The sequence below is a fragment of the Streptomyces sp. NPDC031064 genome, assembly GCF_055570965.1.
This window is the reverse complement of sequence record NZ_JBVIGF010000008.1, coordinates 418859-435897: the sequence shown is the minus strand read 5'-3', so window position 1 is coordinate 435897 and position 17039 is coordinate 418859. Positions and strand designations below refer to the sequence as shown.

Below are 17039 nucleotides of genomic sequence, written 5' to 3'. Positions count from 1 at the left end.
TCCCATGATCACGTACCGCCCCGGGGACGCGGGGTACGACGCCGAGTCCGCCGGGTTCCAGACCGGCTTCGCCCACCGTCCCGACCTGGTCGTCGCCGCCACGGACGCCGAGGACGTCCGCCGGGCCGTGGCGTACGCCGCCGGGCGCGGCCTGCCGGTCGGCGTCCAGGCCACCGGGCACGGGCTGCCCGGCGGCGCGGAGGGCGGCGTTCTCCTCTCCACGCGCCGCATGGACGGCGTGACGATCGACCCGGCGGCGCGCACCGCCCGGGTCGAGGCGGGCGTCCGCTGGGGGCAGGTCGTCGAGGCGGCCGCGCCGTACGGGCTGGCGCCGCTGAACGGGTCCGCGCCGGGCGTGGGAGCCGTCTCGTACACGCTGGGCGGCGGACTGGGCCTGCTGGCGCGGGAGTTCGGGTACGCCGCCGACCACGTGCGGGCGGTGGAGGTCGTGACGGCCGACGGGCGGCTGCGTCAGGTCACGGCGGAGTCGGAGCCCGAGCTGCTGTGGGCGCTGCTCGGCGGCGGGCACGCCCTGGGCGTCGTCACCGCCATGGAGGTGGGCCTGGTGCCGGTGGCACGCCTGTACGGCGGGTCGCTGATGTTCGAGGGCGGGCTGGTCGGCGAGGCGGTGCGGACGTACCTGGAGTGGACGCGGACCGTGCCGGACACGCTGACCTCCTCCGTGAGCGTCATGGTCTTCCCCGACGCGCCGTTCGTACCGGAGCGTCTGCGCGGCCGCTACACCGCCTCCGTCCGCGTCGCGTACACCGGGAGCGCGGCGGAGGGCGAGCGGCTGGTGGCGCCGCTGCGCGCGATCGGGCCGTCGGTGCAGGACACGCTGCGGGAGATGCCGTACACCGAGTCGGCGACGATCCACAGCGACCCCGAGCAGCCGCACGCGTACTACGGCGACAACGTGATGGCGCGCGAGCTGTCCCCCGCCGACGCCCGGCGCCTGCTGGCGCTCACAGGGCCCGAGTCCCCGGTGTGGACGGTGACGCAGATCCGGCACCTGGGCGGGGCGCTGGCCGAGGAGCGCCCGAACGCGGTGCCCCACCGGGAGGCGCGCTTCCTGGTGCAGGTGCTGTCGGGGCTGGACGGTACGGAGGTGCGGGCGGTGCGTGACCGGTACGAGGAGGTCTTCGCGGCCCTGGCTCACGTGACGACGGGCCGCTCGCTCAACTTCTGCTTCGGCGGCGGCGACCGGCCGGGGCTGTACGGCCCGGAAACGGCGAAGAGGCTCGCCCGGGTCAAGGAGCACTATGACCCGGCGAACCTCTTCAGCAGGAACTACGTCAGTGGCGAGGACTACGTCAGTCCTGGCCCTTCCGGCCGATGACCTTCCACGCCGTGGGCAGCGCGCCCATGGCCAGCGCCGCCTTGAGCGCGTCGCCGATCAGGAACGGCACCAGGCCCGCGGCTACCGCCTGCGGCAGCGACATGCCGGTCGCGAGGGCCAGGTACGGGACGCCGACCGCGTAGATGATCAGGGAGCCGAGCGCCATGGTGCCCGCCATGCGCAGCACCGAGCGGTCGGCGCCGCGCCGCGCGAGGGCGCCGACGACGGTGGCGGCGAGCAGCATGCCGAGGATGTAGCCGAAGGAGGGCATGGCGTACCCGGACGACGCCTGGGCGAACCACGGCATTCCGGCCACGCCCGCCACCGCGTACAACGCGAGGGAGAGGAAGCCGCGCCGGGCGCCGAGGGCGGTGCCGACGAGCAGGGCCGCGAAGGTCTGGCCGGAGACCGGGACGGGCGAGCCGGGGACCGGCACGGAGATCTGGGCGGCGATGCCGGTGAGCACGGCGCCGCCGGCGACGAGCGCGATGTCGCGGACGCGGCTGGACGGCAGGAGGTCGGCCAGGACCACTCCGGTGCGGGCGGGGGCGGCGGCAGTGCTCATCGGGACTCCGGCGGGTGCGGGGGCGGTTCGGGACAGGCTGACCGTAGCCCACGAGTGAACGACCGATCACCGTCCGCCGACCACAAAGCGGTTGACGGGGCGTTGGTGGGGTTCGGACAAAGGACGGGAGGAACACCCCGGTTGGCGTGATGCTCGTCACTTGGGAGGCCGGGCAGAGGGTCCCTTTTGCGTCAGCCATGGGTGACCGGAGAGACTGTGGGGTCCTTCCAAATACCTGAGAGTACGAGCGCCATGCACGACGCCCCGCCCACGCCGCTCGCCCCGGCGCCCGAGCCCCTGTCGCACGGGCTGAAGCAGCGGCACCTGACGATGCTCGGCCTGGGCGGGGTGATCGGCGCCGGGCTGTTCGTCGGCTCGGGCGCCGGGATCGCGGTCGCCGGGCCGGGGATCGTCCTGTCGTACCTGATCGCGGGCGCGCTCGCGATGCTGGTCATGCGGATGCTGGGCGAGATGTCGGCGGCGATGCCCGCGTCGGGCGCCTTCTCGGTGCACGCGGAGCGGGCGCTGGGCCGGTGGGCGGGGTTCTCGGTCGGCTGGCTGTACTGGTTCCTGCTGGTGGTCGTGCTGGCGGTGGAGGCGACGGGCGCGGCGCGGATCGCGAACGGCTGGGTGCCGGGGGTGCCGCAGTGGGCCTGGGTGCTGGTCTTCATGGTGGTGTTCACGGTGGCCAACCTGGCGGCGGTGAAGAACTTCGGTGAGTTCGAGTTCTGGTTCGCCGGGCTGAAGGTCGGCGCGATCGTGCTCTTCCTCGCCCTCGGGGTGCTGGCCATCGTCGGATGGCTGCCGGACACGGACCCGGTGGGACTCGCCAACCTGACCGGGCGGGGCGGCTTCCTGCCCAACGGCTGGGACGGGGTCGTCTCCGGGGTGCTGGCGGTGGTGTTCGCGTTCGGCGGGCTGGAGGTCGTGACGATCGCCGCCGCCGAGTCGGAGGACCCGGCCCGCAACGTGGCGCGGGCGGTGCGCAGCGCGGTGTGGCGCATCCTCTTCTTCTACGTCGGTTCGATGCTGGTCATCGTGACGCTGCTGCCGTGGACGGCGATGGAGCCGGGGCAGAGCCCGTACGTCGCGGTGCTGGACGCGCTCGGGGTGCCGGCCGCCGGGCAGATCATGAACATCGTCGTGTTCGTGGCGCTGCTGTCGGCGCTCAACGCCAATCTGTACGGGTCGTCCCGGATGGTCTTCTCGCTCGCGGAGCGCGGCGAGGCACCGAAGGGGCTGCTCGCGGTGTCGAGCGGAGGGGTGCCGCGCCGGGCGGTGCTGGCGTCGGTGGCGTTCGGCTTCGTCTCCGTACTGCTCAACCTGAAGTGGCCGGAGTCGGTGTTCCTCTACATGCTGAACGCGGTCGGGGCCGTGCTGCTGTTCGTGTGGGGCCTGATCGCGGTGTCGCAGTTGCGGCTGCGGCGGCGTATCGAGCGCGAGGCACCGGAGCGACTGACGCTCCGGATGTGGGCCTTTCCGTGGCTGACGTGGGCCGCGCTGGCGGCGATGGCCGCCGTGCTGGTGCTGATGCTGCTGGACGACGGGTCGCGGCCGCAGGTGCTGTGGTCGGCGGCGGCTACCGGGGCGGTACTGGTGGTGGCATGGGTGCGGGAGTCACGTACGCGACCCGAGTGAAGATTCCGTGCGCGATCCTTCACAATGTGTGAGCACGGTGTCCGTATAGCGGGCGGTTGTTCCCTGTGAGCGGTGCGCCCGCCCAGACTGTGGGCCGCGCCCAGATCCGTGGGCCGCACACGCACCCCGCACCCCGTCTCAGCTACTGAACAGGGCACGCCCATGTCTCGGACCTCCGCGCCCACCGACGCGACGCCGGTCACCCCGGCGCCGGTCGACTCGCCTCCGGGCGACGCTCCGCTCTCGCACGGCCTCAAGCAACGCCATCTGTCGATGATCGCCCTCGGCGGCGTCATCGGCGCCGGGCTGTTCGTCGGCTCCGGCAAGGCCATCGCGGCCGCCGGTCCGTCGATCATTCTCGCCTACGCGATATCCGGCGCCCTCGTCATGCTGGTGATGCGCATGCTGGGCGAGATGGCGGCCGCCAACCCGGCCTCCGGCTCCTTCTCGGTGCACGCCGAGCGCGCCATCGGCCCGTGGGCGGGCTTCACGGCGGGCTGGTCCTTCTGGTTCCTGCTGTGCGTGGCGGTCGGCCTGGAGGGCATGGGCGCAGCGCAGATCATGGTGGGCTGGTTCCCCGACACCGCGGAGTGGGTGTGGGTGGCCCTGTTCATGGCGCTGTTCTGCGTCACGAACCTGGCGGCCGTGAAGAACTTCGGTGAGTTCGAGTTCTGGTTCGCCGCCCTCAAGGTCGGCGCGATCGTCCTCTTCCTGGGCATCGGCGTGCTGGCCATCGCGGGCGTGCTGCCCGGCACCGACTCCCCCGGCGCCACCAACCTCACCGGCCACGGCGGCTTCATGCCCAACGGCACGGAGGGGCTGATCGTCGGCCTGCTCGCCTCCGTCTTCGCGTACGGCGGCCTGGAGACGGTCACCATCGCCGCCGCCGAGTCCGAGCACCCGGTCCAGGGCGTCGCCAAGGCCGTGCGTACGGCGATGTGGCGGATCGCGATCTTCTACGTCGGCTCGATGGCCGTCGTCGTCACCCTGCTGCCCTGGACGCACGAGTCGGTCGCCGAGAAGGGCCCGTACGTCGCCACGCTGGACTTCCTGGGCATCCCGGCCGCCGGCCAGATCATGAACGTGGTCGTGCTGGTCGCCCTGCTCTCGGCGATGAACGCCAACATCTACGGCGCCTCCCGCATGGCGTGCTCCCTGGTGGCGCGCGGGCAGGGCCCGCAACTGCTCGGGAAGATCACCGGCGGCGTGCCGCGCATCGCCGTGCTGACGTCGTCCGTGTTCGGCTTCGTGTGCGTGCTGCTCAGCTACTGGCGGCCCGACGACCTGTTCGCCTGGCTGCTCAACATGATCGGCGCGATCATCCTGGTGGTGTGGTTCTTCATCGCCGTCTCCCAGCTCATGCTGCGCCGCCGGCTGGAGCGCGAGGCGCCGGAGAAGCTCGTCGTGCGGATGTGGCTGTACCCGTACCTGACCTGGGTGGCGCTCGCCGGCATGGCGGCGGTGTTCGTCCTGATGGCCCGCGAGCCCGACACCCGGCTCCAGCTCTACTACACCGGCGGTCTGACGCTGTTCCTGGCCGTCGTCGGGTTCGCCCGGCAGAAGCTCGGGGCGGGCAAGTCCGCCTGATTCACCTCGTGGGGGAGCCCCGGCGCGTCACGCGCCGGGGCTCGCCCTTTTGCGTGGTCCCTGTCGTACGGCAGGTGAAAACCGCCCGCACAGGGCGTGAAGTGACCCGGGCGCACCCTTGCCGTGCGCCTACCGTCCGGGCCCATGAGACGTCGCTCGGTACTCCTCGCGGCGGGCGCGACCGCCGCCGTCACCGCTTCCGTGTCCCCCGCGTCCGCCCGCGCCGCCACGGGCACCCGCGGACCGCTCGTGATCGGCCACCGGGGCGCGGCCGGCTGGCGCCCCGAACACACGGCCGCCTCCTACACGTTCGCCGTCGAGACCGGCGCCGACTGGATCGAGCCCGACCTGGTCGCCACCCGGGACCACCACCTGGTGGTGCGCCACGAGAACGAGATCTCGGGCACCACGGACGTCGCCGCGCGCCCCGAGTTCGCCGGGCGGCGCACCACGAAGACCGTCGACGGCCGGGCCGTCACCGGCTGGTTCACCGAGGACTTCACCCTCGCGGAGCTGAAGACGCTCCGGGCGGTCGAGCGCCTGCCGCTCGTACGGAACAGGAACACCGTCTTCGACGGGCACCAGCGGGTGATGACCTTCCAGGAGGTCGTCGACCTGGCGCGCCGGCTGTCCCGGCGCCACGGCCGGACCGTCACGGTCTTCCCGGAGACCAAGCACCCGGGGTACTTCCGCTCCCTGGGCCTGCCCCTGGAGCCGGTCCTCGCCGACGCCGTGCGCCGCCACCGGCTCGGCCCGCGCGAGTGCGTGATCCAGTCCTTCGAGCCGTCCAGCCTGCTGCGGCTGGCGCGCGAGGAACGGCTGCGCGTCCCGCTCTGGCAGGCCCTGGGCACCCGCGGCGGCCCGTACGGGCACCCGATGACGTACGAGGACATGATGACCCCGGCCGGCCTGCGGGAGATCGCCGCGTACGCCCGGTGGATCGGCCCCGACAAGTCGTCCCTGGTGCCGCCCTCGACGCTCGTCGCGGACGCGCACGCCGCCGGGCTGAAGGTCGGCGCGTACACCTTCCGCGCCGAGAACCGGTACCTGCCCGCCGACCTGCGGCGCGGCACCGACCCGAACGCCTTCGGGGACGCCTTCGCCGAGTACGCCCGCCACTTCGCCCTCGGGGTGGACGCCGTGGTGACCGACTTCCCCGACCTGGCGGTGATCGCTCGGGACGCGCGACGGGAGGCGTGAGGGGACCAGCGGCCTAGGGCGAAGGGCTGATCAACTTCCGGGCCTTCCTGCTGTTAGCCTGCACTTGCACAAGGGTTGCAATAAGCAGCAACACGTAGCAGCAGTCGGAGGGCTCGGACATGGCGATCTACACACTTCCTGAACTTCCGTACGACTACGCGGAGCTCGAGCCGGTCATCAACCCGCAGATCATCGAGCTGCACCACGACAAGCACCACGCCGCCTACGTCAAGGGCGCGAACGACACCCTGGAGCAGCTCGAAGAGGCCCGGGACAAGGAGCAGTGGGGCTCGATCAACGGCCTGGAGAAGAACCTCGCCTTCCACCTCTCCGGCCACATCCTGCACTCCATCTACTGGCACAACATGACCGGCAAGAAGAACGGCGGTGGTGGCGAGCCGCTGGCGGCGGACGGCGTGGGCGAGCTCGCCGACGCGATCGCCGCCTCCTTCGGCTCCTTCGCCAAGTTCAAGACGCAGCTCTCCAAGGCCGCCGCGACCACCCAGGGCTCGGGCTGGGGCGTCCTCGCGTACGAGCCGGTCAGCGGCCGCCTCATCGTCGAGCAGGTCTACGACCACCAGGGCAACGTCGGTCAGGGCTCGGTGCCGATCCTGGTCTTCGACGCCTGGGAGCACGCCTTCTACCTCCAGTACAAGAACCAGAAGGTCGACTTCATCGAGGCGATGTGGGAGGTCGTCAACTGGCAGGACGTGGCCAAGCGTTACGCCCAGGCCAAGGAGCGCACCCCGCTGATCGCGCCCTGACCCCGGGCGCAGCGTCGAAGCGTCCTGCTCGTGATCGTCTTCTCAACCTTCACCGGGCAGGCGGATGAAGGAAGGCCCCCCGCGAGGACGTGACTCGCGGGGGGCCTTCTGTACACCGGGCGGTGCTACAGGTTGCTGAAATCGGGGCCCTGGGTCCGGGTCCGCTTGATCTCGTAGAAACCGGGGATGGACGCCACCATCAGCGTGCCGTCCCACAGCCTGGCCGCCTCCTCGCCCTTGGGGGCGGGGGTGACGACCGGGCCGAAGAAGGCGATCTGCTCGCCGTCCGGACCGGGCACCGCGATGACCGGGGTGCCGACCTCCTGGCCCACCTTGCTGATGCCCTCGTGGTGGGAGGCGCGCAGCTCGGCGTCGTACGTGTCCTTGTCGGCGTACTCGGCGAGCGACACCGGCAGGCCGACGTCCTCCAGCGCCTCGCGGATCGCCGTGTGGGTCGGGCCCTCGCCCTTGTTGTGGAAGCGGGTGCCGAGGGCGGTGTAGAGCTTGCCGACCACCTCGTCGCCGTGGAGCTGCTGGGCGGCGACGACGACCCGGACCGGGCCCCACGCCTGGGTCTCCAGCATCTCGCGGTACTCCGGCGGGACCTCGTCCAGTTTGTCCTCGTTGAGGACGGCGAGGCTCATCACATGCCAGCGCACGTCGACCGGGCGGACCTTCTCCACCTCCAGCATCCAGCGGGAGGTCATCCACGCCCAGGGACACAGGGGGTCGAACCAGAAGTCGGCGGTGGTCCTGCTCTCGGACATGTCTCTCCTCGTGGTCTGCACGGTCTGCGCGGTCCGGGATCGTCCCCGTCACAACACCGGGGTTCGCAAGGGCATTCCCGCATACCGCGTGTCAGTGGTGCGTGGGAGGATCGCTCCTGTCACAACGAGCCACGAAGGAGTGCCGCCCGTGCCCGGTGAGAATCTGTCCCGCGACGAGGCCCGCGAGCGGGCCGAGCTGTTGTCCGTCGACGGGTACGAGGTCGCCCTCGACCTGCGGTCCGCCGTCGGGGAGAGCGAGTCCGAGCGGCGTACGTTCCGTTCGGTGACGACCATCCGGTTCCGCCGCACCGCACCCGGCTCCGCCACCTTCGTCGACCTGATCGCCCCGTCCGTGACCTCGGTCACGCTCAATGGGCGGGAGCTGGACCCGGCGGCCGTGTTCGACGGCTCGCGGATCGCGCTGGACGGCCTCGCGGACGAGAACGTGCTGGTGGTGGACGCCCAGTGCGCCTACAGCCGCACCGGTGAGGGGATGCACCGGTTCGTCGACCCGGAGGACGGCGAGGTCTACCTCTACACGCAGTACGAGCCGGCCGACGCGCGGCGCGTGTTCGCCAACTTCGAGCAGCCCGACCTGAAGGCGCCGTTCCGGTTCGAGGTGACGGCTCCCGAGGGCTGGACGGTGTGGAGCAACGGCACGGAGGAGTCGCGGGAAGGGGGCGTCTGGCGGTTCGCCGAGACGGCGCCGATCTCGACGTACATCACCTGTGTCGTGGCGGGTCCGTACCACTATGTGACGGACACCTACCGGCGCGGCGACCTGGAGATCCCGCTGGGCGCGATGTGCCGCAAGGGGCTGGCGAAGCACTTCGACGCGGACGACGTCTTCCTGATCACCAAGCAGGGCTTCGACTTCTTCCACGACAACTTCGACTACCCCTACCCCTTCGGGAAGTACGACCAGGCGTTCGTGCCCGAGTACAACCTGGGCGCCATGGAGAACCCGGGCATGGTGACCTTCCGCGAGGAGTACATCTACCGGGGCAAGGTCACGCAGGCGGCGTACGAGCGCCGGGCGAACGTCATCCTGCACGAGATGGCGCACATGTGGTTCGGCGACCTGGTCACCATGAAGTGGTGGGACGACCTGTGGCTGAAGGAGTCCTTCGCGGACTTCATGGGCTCCTTCTCGCTGGCCGAGGCGACCCGCTTCACCAATAGCTGGGTGACCTTCGCCAACAACCGCAAGGCGTGGGCGTACCGGGCGGACCAACTCCCCTCCACGCACCCGATCACGGCCGACATCCGTGACCTGGAGGACGCCAAGCTGAACTTCGACGGGATCACCTACGCCAAGGGCGCGGCGGTGCTCAAGCAGCTCGTGGCGTACGCGGGCCGGGACGCGTTCCTGGAGGGCGCCCGCCGGTACTTCAAGCGGCACGCGTACGGCAACACGCGCCTGGGCGACCTGCTGTCGGTGCTGGAGGAGACCTCCGGGCGGGACATGAAGGAGTGGTCCCGCTCCTGGCTGGAGACGTCGGGCGTCAACGCCCTGACGCCGGTGGTCTCGTACGGCGCGGACGGCCGCGTCGCGGAGCTCGCCGTGCTCCAGGAGGGCGGGGAACCGCGGCCGCACCGGGCGGCGGTGGGGCTGTACCGGCTGTCGCCGGACGGCGAGCTGGCGCGGTACGCCCGCGCGGAGGTGGACGTCACCGGGGAGCGGACCGTGGTGGCGGAGCTGGCGGGCCGGGAACGCCCGGCCCTGGTGCTGGTCAACGACGACGACCTCACGTACTGCAAGATCCGGTTCGACGAGGACTCGCTCGCCACGCTGCGGGCGCACCTGGGCGGCCTGAAGGACCCGCTGGCGCGGGCGCTGTGCTGGTCGGCGCTGTGGAACCTGACGCGGGACGCCCTGCTGCCGGCGCGGGACTTCGTGGCCCTGGTGCTGGCGTTCGCGGGGCGCGAGTCGGACATCGGCGTGCTCCAGATGCTGCACGCCTGGGCGCGCTCGGCGCTGGTGCACTACGCGGCGCCGGCGTGGCGCGAGGAGGGCGGCCGGCTGCTGGCCGAGGGCGCGCTGCGGGAGCTGCGGGCCGCCGAGCCGGGCAGTGAGCACCAGTTGACGTGGGCGCGGTTCTTCGCGGCGGCGGCCACGACGGAGGCGGACTTCCAGCTCCTGGAGGGTCTGCTGGCGGGCACGGCGAAGATCGACGGCTTGGACGTGGACCAGGAGCTGCGCTGGACGTTCCTGGGGCCGCTGGCCGCGCACGGCCGCGCGGACGAGGCGGCGATCGGGGCCGAGCTGGCGCGCGACGACACGGCGTCGGGCAAGCGCCACCAGGTGCGCTGCCTGGCGGCCCGCCCGTCGGAGGCGGTCAAGGCGCAGGCGTGGGCGCAGGTCGTCGAGTCGGACGCCCTGTCGAACGCGCTGGTGGAGGCGACGATCGCGGGCTTCGGCCAGCCGTCCCAGCGGGCGCTGATCGCTCCGTACGCGCCGAAGTACTTCGCGGCGATCGAGCGGGTGTGGGCCGAGCGGTCGATCCAGATCGGCATGGACGTGGTGCGGGGCCTGTTCCCGTCCCTCCAGGACGACCCGGCGACCCTGGCGGCCACCGACGCCTGGCTCGCCGCGCACGAGTCGGCCGCGCCCGCGCTGCGCCGACTGGTCCTGGAGTCCCGCGACGACCTGGCCCGCGCGCTGCGCGCCCAGGCGCGGGACGCGGCGGCGGGGTGACGTGTCGGCGCCCGGCCCGGGCCGGGCGCCTGTTCCCCGGACGTACACCGGTCCGAGCGGGGGGCGGCCGGGCTGGTCGGAGGCGTGATCGGGGTTCCTGATCGGCACTCGAACGTCCGTACTTTAGGACGGGGTTGTCCCGGATTGTCGACGGACGTGTAACAGCGGTTAGCCACCGCGCAGTTGGCGGGAAACCCCGGGGCATGACGAACACCCCGCTCTCCCCCCGCCCCCTGTCCCACCTGGCCGACGACCGGCGCCGTGTGCTGTCCGCCGCTCAGTTGCGGGCGCACGGCGTGTCCGCCGCCCAGGCCGCCGCCCAGTGCCGGGCCGGTGGCCCCTGGCAGCAGTTCCTGCCGGGCGTGTACCTGCTGCATCCCGGACCGCCCACCAGCGAGGAGCGGCTGCACGGCGCCCTGCTGTACGCCGACCGGCAGCCGGAGCGGCGGCCGCCCGAGGCGATGATCACCGGGCTCGCCGCGCTGGCGCTGTACCGGTTCGCGGCCGCTCCGCCGCTGCCGTCGCTGGACCGCATCGACGTCCTGGTGTCGCGCACCCGGCGGCTGCGGTCCACCGGCTGCGTAAGGATCCTGCGCGCGCAGGAGCTGCCGAAGCCGCTGGAGATCACCGGCGTACCGGTCGCCCCGGTGGCCCGCGCGCTGGCGGACGCGATCGCGCGGATCGGCGACGCCCACACCGTACGTCGGCTGCTGACGGAGGCCGTGCGCGACGGGCACTGCGAACCGGCCGCCGTGGTGCGGGAGCTGAACCGGTCCCGGCTGCTGACCCGGCCGCACGTCGTGGACGCCGTGGACTCACTGCTCGCCGAGGGGCGGGCGCTGGCCGAGGACCGGCTGTACGAGATGGTGCGCGCCCACGGCCTGCCGGAGCCCCTGTGGAACGTCGACCTCCGGCTGCCGGGCGGCCCGCACCTCGGCGGGGTGGACGCGTACTGGCCCGACCACGCCGTCGCGGTCGAGCTGGACACCCGCTCGCCGCGCCAGGACGACGACACGCTGTGGACGGAGTACACCCGCAAGCGCGAGCACATGGAGCGGCTCGGCATCAGCGTCGTCCACATCACGCCCCGCAAGCTCCGGGACGCCCTGGAGCAGCAGGCGATCGTGGTGCGTACGGCGCTGATGGCGGCCGGGGACCGCGCCCCGGCCGCCTACGTGGTCGTCCTGCCGCGCTAGTCGGCCGGTCAGCCCGCGAGCCGGTCAGCGGCAGAACTCCGCCTCGACGACCGTCCGCGGGTCGCCCGCCCAGTCGCCGTTGACGTTGAGCGCCAGCGTGTGGCCGCCGTCCCGGGTGGACACCATGTCGGAAGTGGAGCCGTGGATGCCGCCGTTGTGGCCCCAGACCTCCTTCCCGCAGCTCAGCTTCTCCACCATGAGGCCCAGGCCGTAGCGCGCGTTCGGCATGTCCTTCCCGATCGGTACCGTGGTGGTCATCTCCTTGAGTTGCTTCGGCGGCAGCAGCCCGCCCGTCATGAGCGCCCGGACGAAGCGCCGCAGGTCCGCCGAGTTGGAGATCATCTCGCCGGCCGGCCCGGCGATGGACGGGTTCAGCTCGGTGAGGTCATGGATCTCGGCGTCCGGCCCGGCGAACAGCTTCGAGTACGCCCGGCCGCTCGGCTCCGGCATCGTCACGTCCGTGCCCGGGATGCTGGTGGCGCGCAGCTTGAGGGGCTTGATGATGCGGCGCTCGACCTCCTTCCCGTACGGCCGGCCGGTGACCTTCTCGATCACCATCCCGGCGAGCAGGTAGTTGGTGTTGGAGTAGCTCCAGTCGGTGCCGGGCGCGAAGTCGGGGCGGTGGGTCATCGCGATGGCCACCATCCGGCGCGGTGTCCAGGTGTCGTAGCGGTGCCGGAGGAACGCGGGGCTGAAGATCTTCTCCCGGTAGCCGGGGTCCGAGGTGACGTCGTAGATCCCGCTGGTGTGGTTCAGGAGCCGTCGCAGGGTGACCTTCCGCCCGTCGTGGCCGTTGCCGCGGACGACGCCCGGCAGCCACCGTTCGACGGTGTCGTCGAGGTCGAGGCGGCCCTCCGCCTCCAGTTGCAGCAGGACGGTCGCGACGAACGGCTTGGTGATGGAGCCGACGCGGTAGCGGTCCTGCGGCAGCCGCGGCCGCCCGGTGGTGCGGTCGGCGACGCCGGCGGTGCCGTTCCAGGTGCCGTGGCGGTCCTGCGCCTGGGCCAGGACGCCCGGGACACCGGCCCGGACGAGGGCGTCGACCGCGGCCTGGGTCTGCCGGTGACCGCCACCCGTTCCGCCGGTCCGCTCGTCGGCCGTGGCGGGTGCGGTGAAGGCGGTGGCGGCGAGCGCGGCCGCCACCACCGCCGCGGGCAGTGCCTTGCGTACCTGCATGTCGGACGTCCCCTCTGCGCGACGTGTGGTCACCGAGCAGGACTCCGGCAGTGCGCGGGGCGTTGCCTGCTTCGCTTGAGTTGAGTGTGTTTCAGCCGTTGTGGGCGAGACGCCCGGCGGCGGGCCGTTCACGCCACAGCCGCAGCCCGACGTCGACGACTCCGACGCGTACGAGCGAGGGGACGGCGTCCAGCGGGTGCCAGGCGGCCAGGTCGGTGGAGCCACCCGTCTCGGGGCGCAGGTCGCCGCCGGTGATCCGGCCCTCGTAGAGGATGCGTAGGCGCTGGAAGTCGGTGACGCGGCCGAGTCGGCGGGTGTAGCGGCTGCGTATGGAGTGGACGCCCAGGAGGGCGGTGATCTCGGCGAGGTAGCCCGTCTCCTCCTCAACCTCACGTACGACCGTGTCGAAGGGGTCCTCTCCATGGTCCATGCCGCCGCCGGGCAGGGTCCACTCCTTGGTGCCGTCGTCGGCGGTGCCTCTGGCCAGCAGGATGCGCTCGTCCCGTACGCACACGGCGTAGGCCGCGACTCGCAATCTCCGGTTCATGCACCGAGGTTAGACGGGTGCGCGACCGCCAAAAGGCTGAACGCTCAACTACATATGGGGCTTTGCGCCCGGTTCGTTCCTCATGGCGTACATCCCGCACTGGCGGATGTGCGCCATGTCCGCATTCCGCACTCCGGCAACCCTCCACAAAGCCCTGTCATTTACGAAAGGGTGAGCGGTCATCCGGCACCGAATTCCGGACTGTCTCTTTCACTTACAGGGATGCTGATGACCACCCTCGAATCCCAGGGCTCCATATCGGGGAGCCCGACCCCCGGGCACAGACGGGCGGCCCGCGTGGCCGCGGCCGCCGGCCTGGTGGCCGCGCTCGTCGCGGCCGGTACCGCCCCCGTCTTCGCCGCCGGGACCCCGGCGGACCCCGCACCCCCCAAGCCCGCCCCCTCGTCCGCCACCGCGGACAAGCTGGGCTCGGCCGATCATGAACGACTGGCCGAGGCGGAGGCCACGGGCCGGAAGACCGTCACCGTGATGGTGGCCACCGCGCCCGGCCAGACCGAGCAGGTCGCCGAGCAGCTCGACGGCGTCGCGGGCGCCACGGTCGGCACGACGTACGACAAGCTCGGCTACGTCCGCGCCACCCTGCCGACCGCGAAGGCGGAGTCCGCGCTCACCGAGGCCGCGGGACTGCCGTCCGTCAAGGGCATCGACCTCCAGTACGAGATCGAACTGGACGACCCGTCGCCCGACGCGGGCGGCTCCGCCGCCCGGGACGCGGCCACGGCCGGTACGACGACCACGTACCCGGGCCCGGGCGCCAAGACCCCGGCGAAGAACCCGTACAACCCGTCCTTCGAGACGGGCGCGGTGGACTTCGTGAAGAAGTACCCGAAGGCCGACGGCCGGGGCGTCACCATCGGCATCCTGGACTCCGGTGTGGACCTGGACCACCCGGCGCTCCAGAAGACCACGACCGGTGAGCGCAAGATCACCGACTGGGTGACCGCCACCGACCCGGTCGCGGACGGGGACGGCACCTGGCGCCGCATGAACGTCGCCGTGGAGGGGCCGACGTTCACCGCGGGCGGGCGCACGTTCACCGCACCGGCCGGCACCTACGCCTACAGCCGGTTCGCCGAGGCCGTCACGCGCGGCGGCGACATGGCCGGTGACCTCAACCGGGACGGCGACACCACCGACGCGTGGGGCGTGCTGTACGACGCGGCCGCCGGCACGGTCCGGGTCGACCTGAACGACAACGCCGACTTCACCGACGACGTGGCGATGAAGCCGTACAAGGACGGCTTCCAGATCGGCCACTTCGGCAAGGACGACCCGGCGACCGAGGTCGCCGAGCGCATCCCGTTCGTGGTGGAGATCCGCAAGGACGTCGTCTACAACGCGAACGGCGACAAGGCCGACTACGTCAACATCGGCATCGTCAACTCCGACCACGGCTCGCACGTGGCCGGCATCACCGCCGCCAACGGGCTGTTCGGCGGGAAGATGAACGGCGCCGCCCCCGGCGCGAAGCTCGTCTCCTCGCGCGCCTGCACCTGGTCCGGCGGCTGCACCAACACCGCGCTGACCGAGGGCATGGCCGACCTCGTCATCAACCGTGGCGTGGACATCGTCAACATGTCCATCGGCGGGCTCCCGGCGCTCAACTCGGGCGACAACGCGCGCGCCGAGCTGTACGGCCGGCTCATCGACACCTACGGCGTCCAGCTCGTCATCTCGGCCGGCAACGAGGGCCCGGGCATCAACACCATCGGCGACCCCGGCCTGGCCGACAAGGTCGTCTCGGTCGGCGCGGCCATCTCCAAGGAGACGTGGGCGGCCAACTACGCCTCGGTCGTCGAGAAGAAGTACGCCATGTTCCCCTTCTCCTCGCGCGGCCCGCGTGAGGACGGCGGCTTCACCCCGACGATCTCGGCGCCCGGCTCGGCGGTCAACACCATCCCGCTGTGGATGGCGGGCGCGGGGGTGCCCGAGACCAGCTACAAGCTCCCCGCCGGTTACGGGATGCTCAACGGCACCTCGATGTCCTCGCCGCAGGCGGCGGGCGCGAGCGCGCTGCTGATCTCGGCCGCCAAGCAGAAGAAGATCGAGCTGTCGCCGCTGACCCTGCGCACCGCGCTGACCAGCACCGCGAACCGCATCTCCGGTGTCGCCGCGCACGAGCAGGGCTCCGGCCTGATCGACGTCGTGGACGCCTGGGAGTCGATCGAGGACGGCGCGACCGCGCACGACTACAAGGTCGCCGCGCCCGTCGACACCGCGCTGGACCAGCACCTGAGGAAGCCCGGCACCGGTATCTACGACCGTGAGGGCGGCCTGAAGGTCGGCCAGAAGAAGGTGTACGACGTCACCATCACGCGCACGACCGGCCCCGACCGGCCGATCGAGCACGAGCTGGACCTGAAGTACAACGACGGCACCTTCCGCATCCTCGGCGACGACGAGGTGGACCTGCCGCTGAACAAGCCGGTCACCGTCAAGGTGCAGGCCAAGCCGGGCTCCGCGGGCGTGCACAGCGCGATCGTGGAGGCGGACGACGAGGACACCGAGGGCGTCGACAAGCAGATCCTCGCCACCGTCGTCGTGTCCCAGGACCTGGCGAAGGCCCCGTACACCTTCTCGGCGAGCGGCAGCGTGCAGCGCAACAGCCACAAGTCGTACTTCGTGACCGTGCCCGAGGGCGCCAAGGCGCTGGAGGTCGCGATCGGCGGGCTGAAGGAGAAGAGCCAGACCCGGTTCATCTCCATCCACCCGTACGGCGTGGCCGTCGAGGACACCGCGTCCAACCGGTGCTACCCGCACTACAACCCGGCCAACACCTGCCGCCCGGACGTGCGCTCGTACGCCGACCCGGCGCCGGGCGTCTGGGAGATCGAGGTCGAGTCGCGGCGTACGTCGCCGGACCTGGACAACCCCTACAAGCTGGACGTGACCCTGCTGGGCGCGGCCTTCGACCCGGCCGTGAAGACGGTCCCGGAGGCCAAGGTCGGCACGCCGGCGGCGGTGGACTGGAAGGTCACCAACACCTTCGCGGCGATCGACGGCAAGCTGAAGGGCGGCTCGCTCGGTTCCGCGAAGGTCGCCGCGCCGACGATCAAGAACCACGAGTCGCAGACCAGCACGGTGACGGTCGGCGAGGGCGTCGAGCGCCTCGACGTCGTGATCGGCAACACCTCCGACAAGGGCGCCGACCTGGACCTGACCGTCCTGAAGGACGGCAAGGTCGTCGGTCAGTCGGCGGACGGTGACTCGGAGGAGTCGGTCTCGGTGGCCAAGCCGGAGCCGGGCACGTACACGATCGTCGTGGACGGGTACGCGGTGCCGGCCGGGACGACCACGTACGACTACAAGGACGTGTACTTCTCGTCCGCGCTCGGCACGCTGAAGGTCGACGAGTCCAAGCCGGTCACCCTGGCGAGCGGCGCGTCGGCGCAGGTCACGGCGGAGGTGCTGGTGAACGGCGCGGCCCCCGAGGGCCGGCAGTTCTTCGGCGAGGTGTCGCTGCTGACGGCGCGCGGCACGGCCGCGGGCACGGGCAGCGTCGTGATCGAGAAGGTCACCCCGTAACGCCGTACGTACGGTG

12 protein-coding genes are annotated in these 17039 nt (G+C 71.5%); 8 read left to right on the top strand and 4 right to left on the bottom strand.

The window, feature by feature from the left end:
* Positions 1-4: 4 nt before the first annotated feature.
* Positions 5-1339: an FAD-binding oxidoreductase gene (locus ACZ46W_RS28600; RefSeq protein ID WP_468343350.1), complete on the top strand. Its 1335-nt coding sequence runs from the start codon at positions 5-7 to the stop codon at positions 1337-1339.
* Here the strand turns inward: ACZ46W_RS28600 and ACZ46W_RS28595 are convergent.
* Entirely contained in the window at positions 1314-1904 is a 591-nt protein-coding gene (locus ACZ46W_RS28595) for a biotin transporter BioY (RefSeq protein ID WP_468343347.1), read from the bottom strand. The genes ACZ46W_RS28600 and ACZ46W_RS28595 overlap by 26 nt on opposite strands.
* A 252-nt stretch (positions 1905-2156) precedes the next feature.
* On the opposite strand from ACZ46W_RS28595, the gene ACZ46W_RS28590 reads away from it, so the two are divergent.
* From ACZ46W_RS28590 to ACZ46W_RS28575, 4 genes are all read left to right on the top strand, one after another.
* The gene (locus ACZ46W_RS28590; protein ID WP_468343344.1) at positions 2157-3542 is read left to right on the top strand and encodes an amino acid permease; all 1386 of its coding nucleotides are present in this window, start codon (positions 2157-2159) and stop codon (positions 3540-3542) included.
* A 162-nt stretch (positions 3543-3704) separates the two neighbouring features.
* Positions 3705-5129: an amino acid permease gene (locus ACZ46W_RS28585; RefSeq protein ID WP_468343341.1), complete on the top strand. Its 1425-nt coding sequence runs from the start codon at positions 3705-3707 to the stop codon at positions 5127-5129.
* A gap of 144 nt (positions 5130-5273) precedes the next feature.
* Positions 5274-6329, top strand: coding sequence for a glycerophosphodiester phosphodiesterase family protein (locus ACZ46W_RS28580; protein WP_468343338.1), 1056 nt, complete (start codon positions 5274-5276; stop codon positions 6327-6329).
* Positions 6330-6448: 119 nt separating this feature from the next.
* A complete protein-coding gene (locus tag ACZ46W_RS28575; RefSeq protein ID WP_361415110.1) occupies positions 6449-7093 on the top strand; it encodes a superoxide dismutase in 645 nt (214 codons plus the stop codon).
* A gap of 125 nt (positions 7094-7218) precedes the next feature.
* Here the strand turns inward: ACZ46W_RS28575 and ACZ46W_RS28570 are convergent, their stop codons facing one another.
* Positions 7219-7860, bottom strand: coding sequence for a mycothiol-dependent nitroreductase Rv2466c family protein (locus ACZ46W_RS28570; RefSeq protein ID WP_468343335.1), 642 nt, complete (start codon positions 7858-7860; stop codon positions 7219-7221).
* A gap of 148 nt (positions 7861-8008) precedes the next feature.
* Here ACZ46W_RS28570 and pepN point away from each other — a divergent pair, with 148 nt between their 5' ends.
* Together pepN and ACZ46W_RS28560 are read left to right on the top strand one after the other, a co-directional pair.
* Complete coding sequence (pepN, locus tag ACZ46W_RS28565) at positions 8009-10558, top strand: aminopeptidase N (RefSeq protein ID WP_468343332.1); 2550 nt, start codon at positions 8009-8011, stop codon at positions 10556-10558.
* Positions 10559-10761: 203 nt separating this feature from the next.
* Positions 10762-11754 carry a hypothetical protein gene (locus ACZ46W_RS28560; protein WP_468343329.1) on the top strand — a complete coding sequence of 331 codons (993 nt, stop codon included), beginning with the start codon at positions 10762-10764 and terminating at the stop codon, positions 11752-11754.
* Between the two features lie 24 nt (positions 11755-11778).
* On the opposite strand, the gene ACZ46W_RS28555 is transcribed toward ACZ46W_RS28560, so the two are convergent.
* Together ACZ46W_RS28555 and ACZ46W_RS28550 are read right to left on the bottom strand one after the other, a co-directional pair.
* Positions 11779-12930, bottom strand: coding sequence for a serine hydrolase domain-containing protein (locus ACZ46W_RS28555; protein WP_468343326.1), 1152 nt, complete (start codon positions 12928-12930; stop codon positions 11779-11781).
* A 91-nt stretch (positions 12931-13021) separates the two neighbouring features.
* Positions 13022-13477: an NUDIX hydrolase gene (locus ACZ46W_RS28550; RefSeq protein WP_468343323.1), complete on the bottom strand. Its 456-nt coding sequence runs from the start codon at positions 13475-13477 to the stop codon at positions 13022-13024.
* A gap of 228 nt (positions 13478-13705) precedes the next feature.
* Between ACZ46W_RS28550 and ACZ46W_RS28545 the strand changes: the two genes are divergently transcribed.
* Positions 13706-17023: a S8 family serine peptidase gene (locus ACZ46W_RS28545; protein WP_468343320.1), complete on the top strand. Its 3318-nt coding sequence runs from the start codon at positions 13706-13708 to the stop codon at positions 17021-17023.
* Positions 17024-17039 lie beyond the last annotated feature (16 nt).

Excerpts from the sequence above, each read along its gene's own strand:
- ACZ46W_RS28600 (WP_468343350.1), top strand. The coding sequence starts at position 5 with ATGATCACGTACCGCCCCGGGGACGCGGGGTACGACGCCGAGTCCGCC.
- ACZ46W_RS28595 (WP_468343347.1), bottom strand. The coding sequence starts at position 1,904 with ATGAGCACTGCCGCCGCCCCCGCCCGCACCGGAGTGGTCCTGGCCGAC.
- ACZ46W_RS28590 (WP_468343344.1), top strand. The coding sequence starts at position 2,157 with ATGCACGACGCCCCGCCCACGCCGCTCGCCCCGGCGCCCGAGCCCCTG.
- ACZ46W_RS28585 (WP_468343341.1), top strand. The coding sequence starts at position 3,705 with ATGTCTCGGACCTCCGCGCCCACCGACGCGACGCCGGTCACCCCGGCG.
- ACZ46W_RS28580 (WP_468343338.1), top strand. The coding sequence starts at position 5,274 with ATGAGACGTCGCTCGGTACTCCTCGCGGCGGGCGCGACCGCCGCCGTC.
- ACZ46W_RS28575 (WP_361415110.1), top strand. The coding sequence starts at position 6,449 with ATGGCGATCTACACACTTCCTGAACTTCCGTACGACTACGCGGAGCTC.
- ACZ46W_RS28570 (WP_468343335.1), bottom strand. The coding sequence starts at position 7,860 with ATGTCCGAGAGCAGGACCACCGCCGACTTCTGGTTCGACCCCCTGTGT.
- ACZ46W_RS28560 (WP_468343329.1), top strand. The coding sequence starts at position 10,762 with ATGACGAACACCCCGCTCTCCCCCCGCCCCCTGTCCCACCTGGCCGAC.
- ACZ46W_RS28555 (WP_468343326.1), bottom strand. The coding sequence starts at position 12,930 with ATGCAGGTACGCAAGGCACTGCCCGCGGCGGTGGTGGCGGCCGCGCTC.
- ACZ46W_RS28550 (WP_468343323.1), bottom strand. The coding sequence starts at position 13,477 with ATGAACCGGAGATTGCGAGTCGCGGCCTACGCCGTGTGCGTACGGGAC.
- ACZ46W_RS28545 (WP_468343320.1), top strand. The coding sequence starts at position 13,706 with ATGACCACCCTCGAATCCCAGGGCTCCATATCGGGGAGCCCGACCCCC.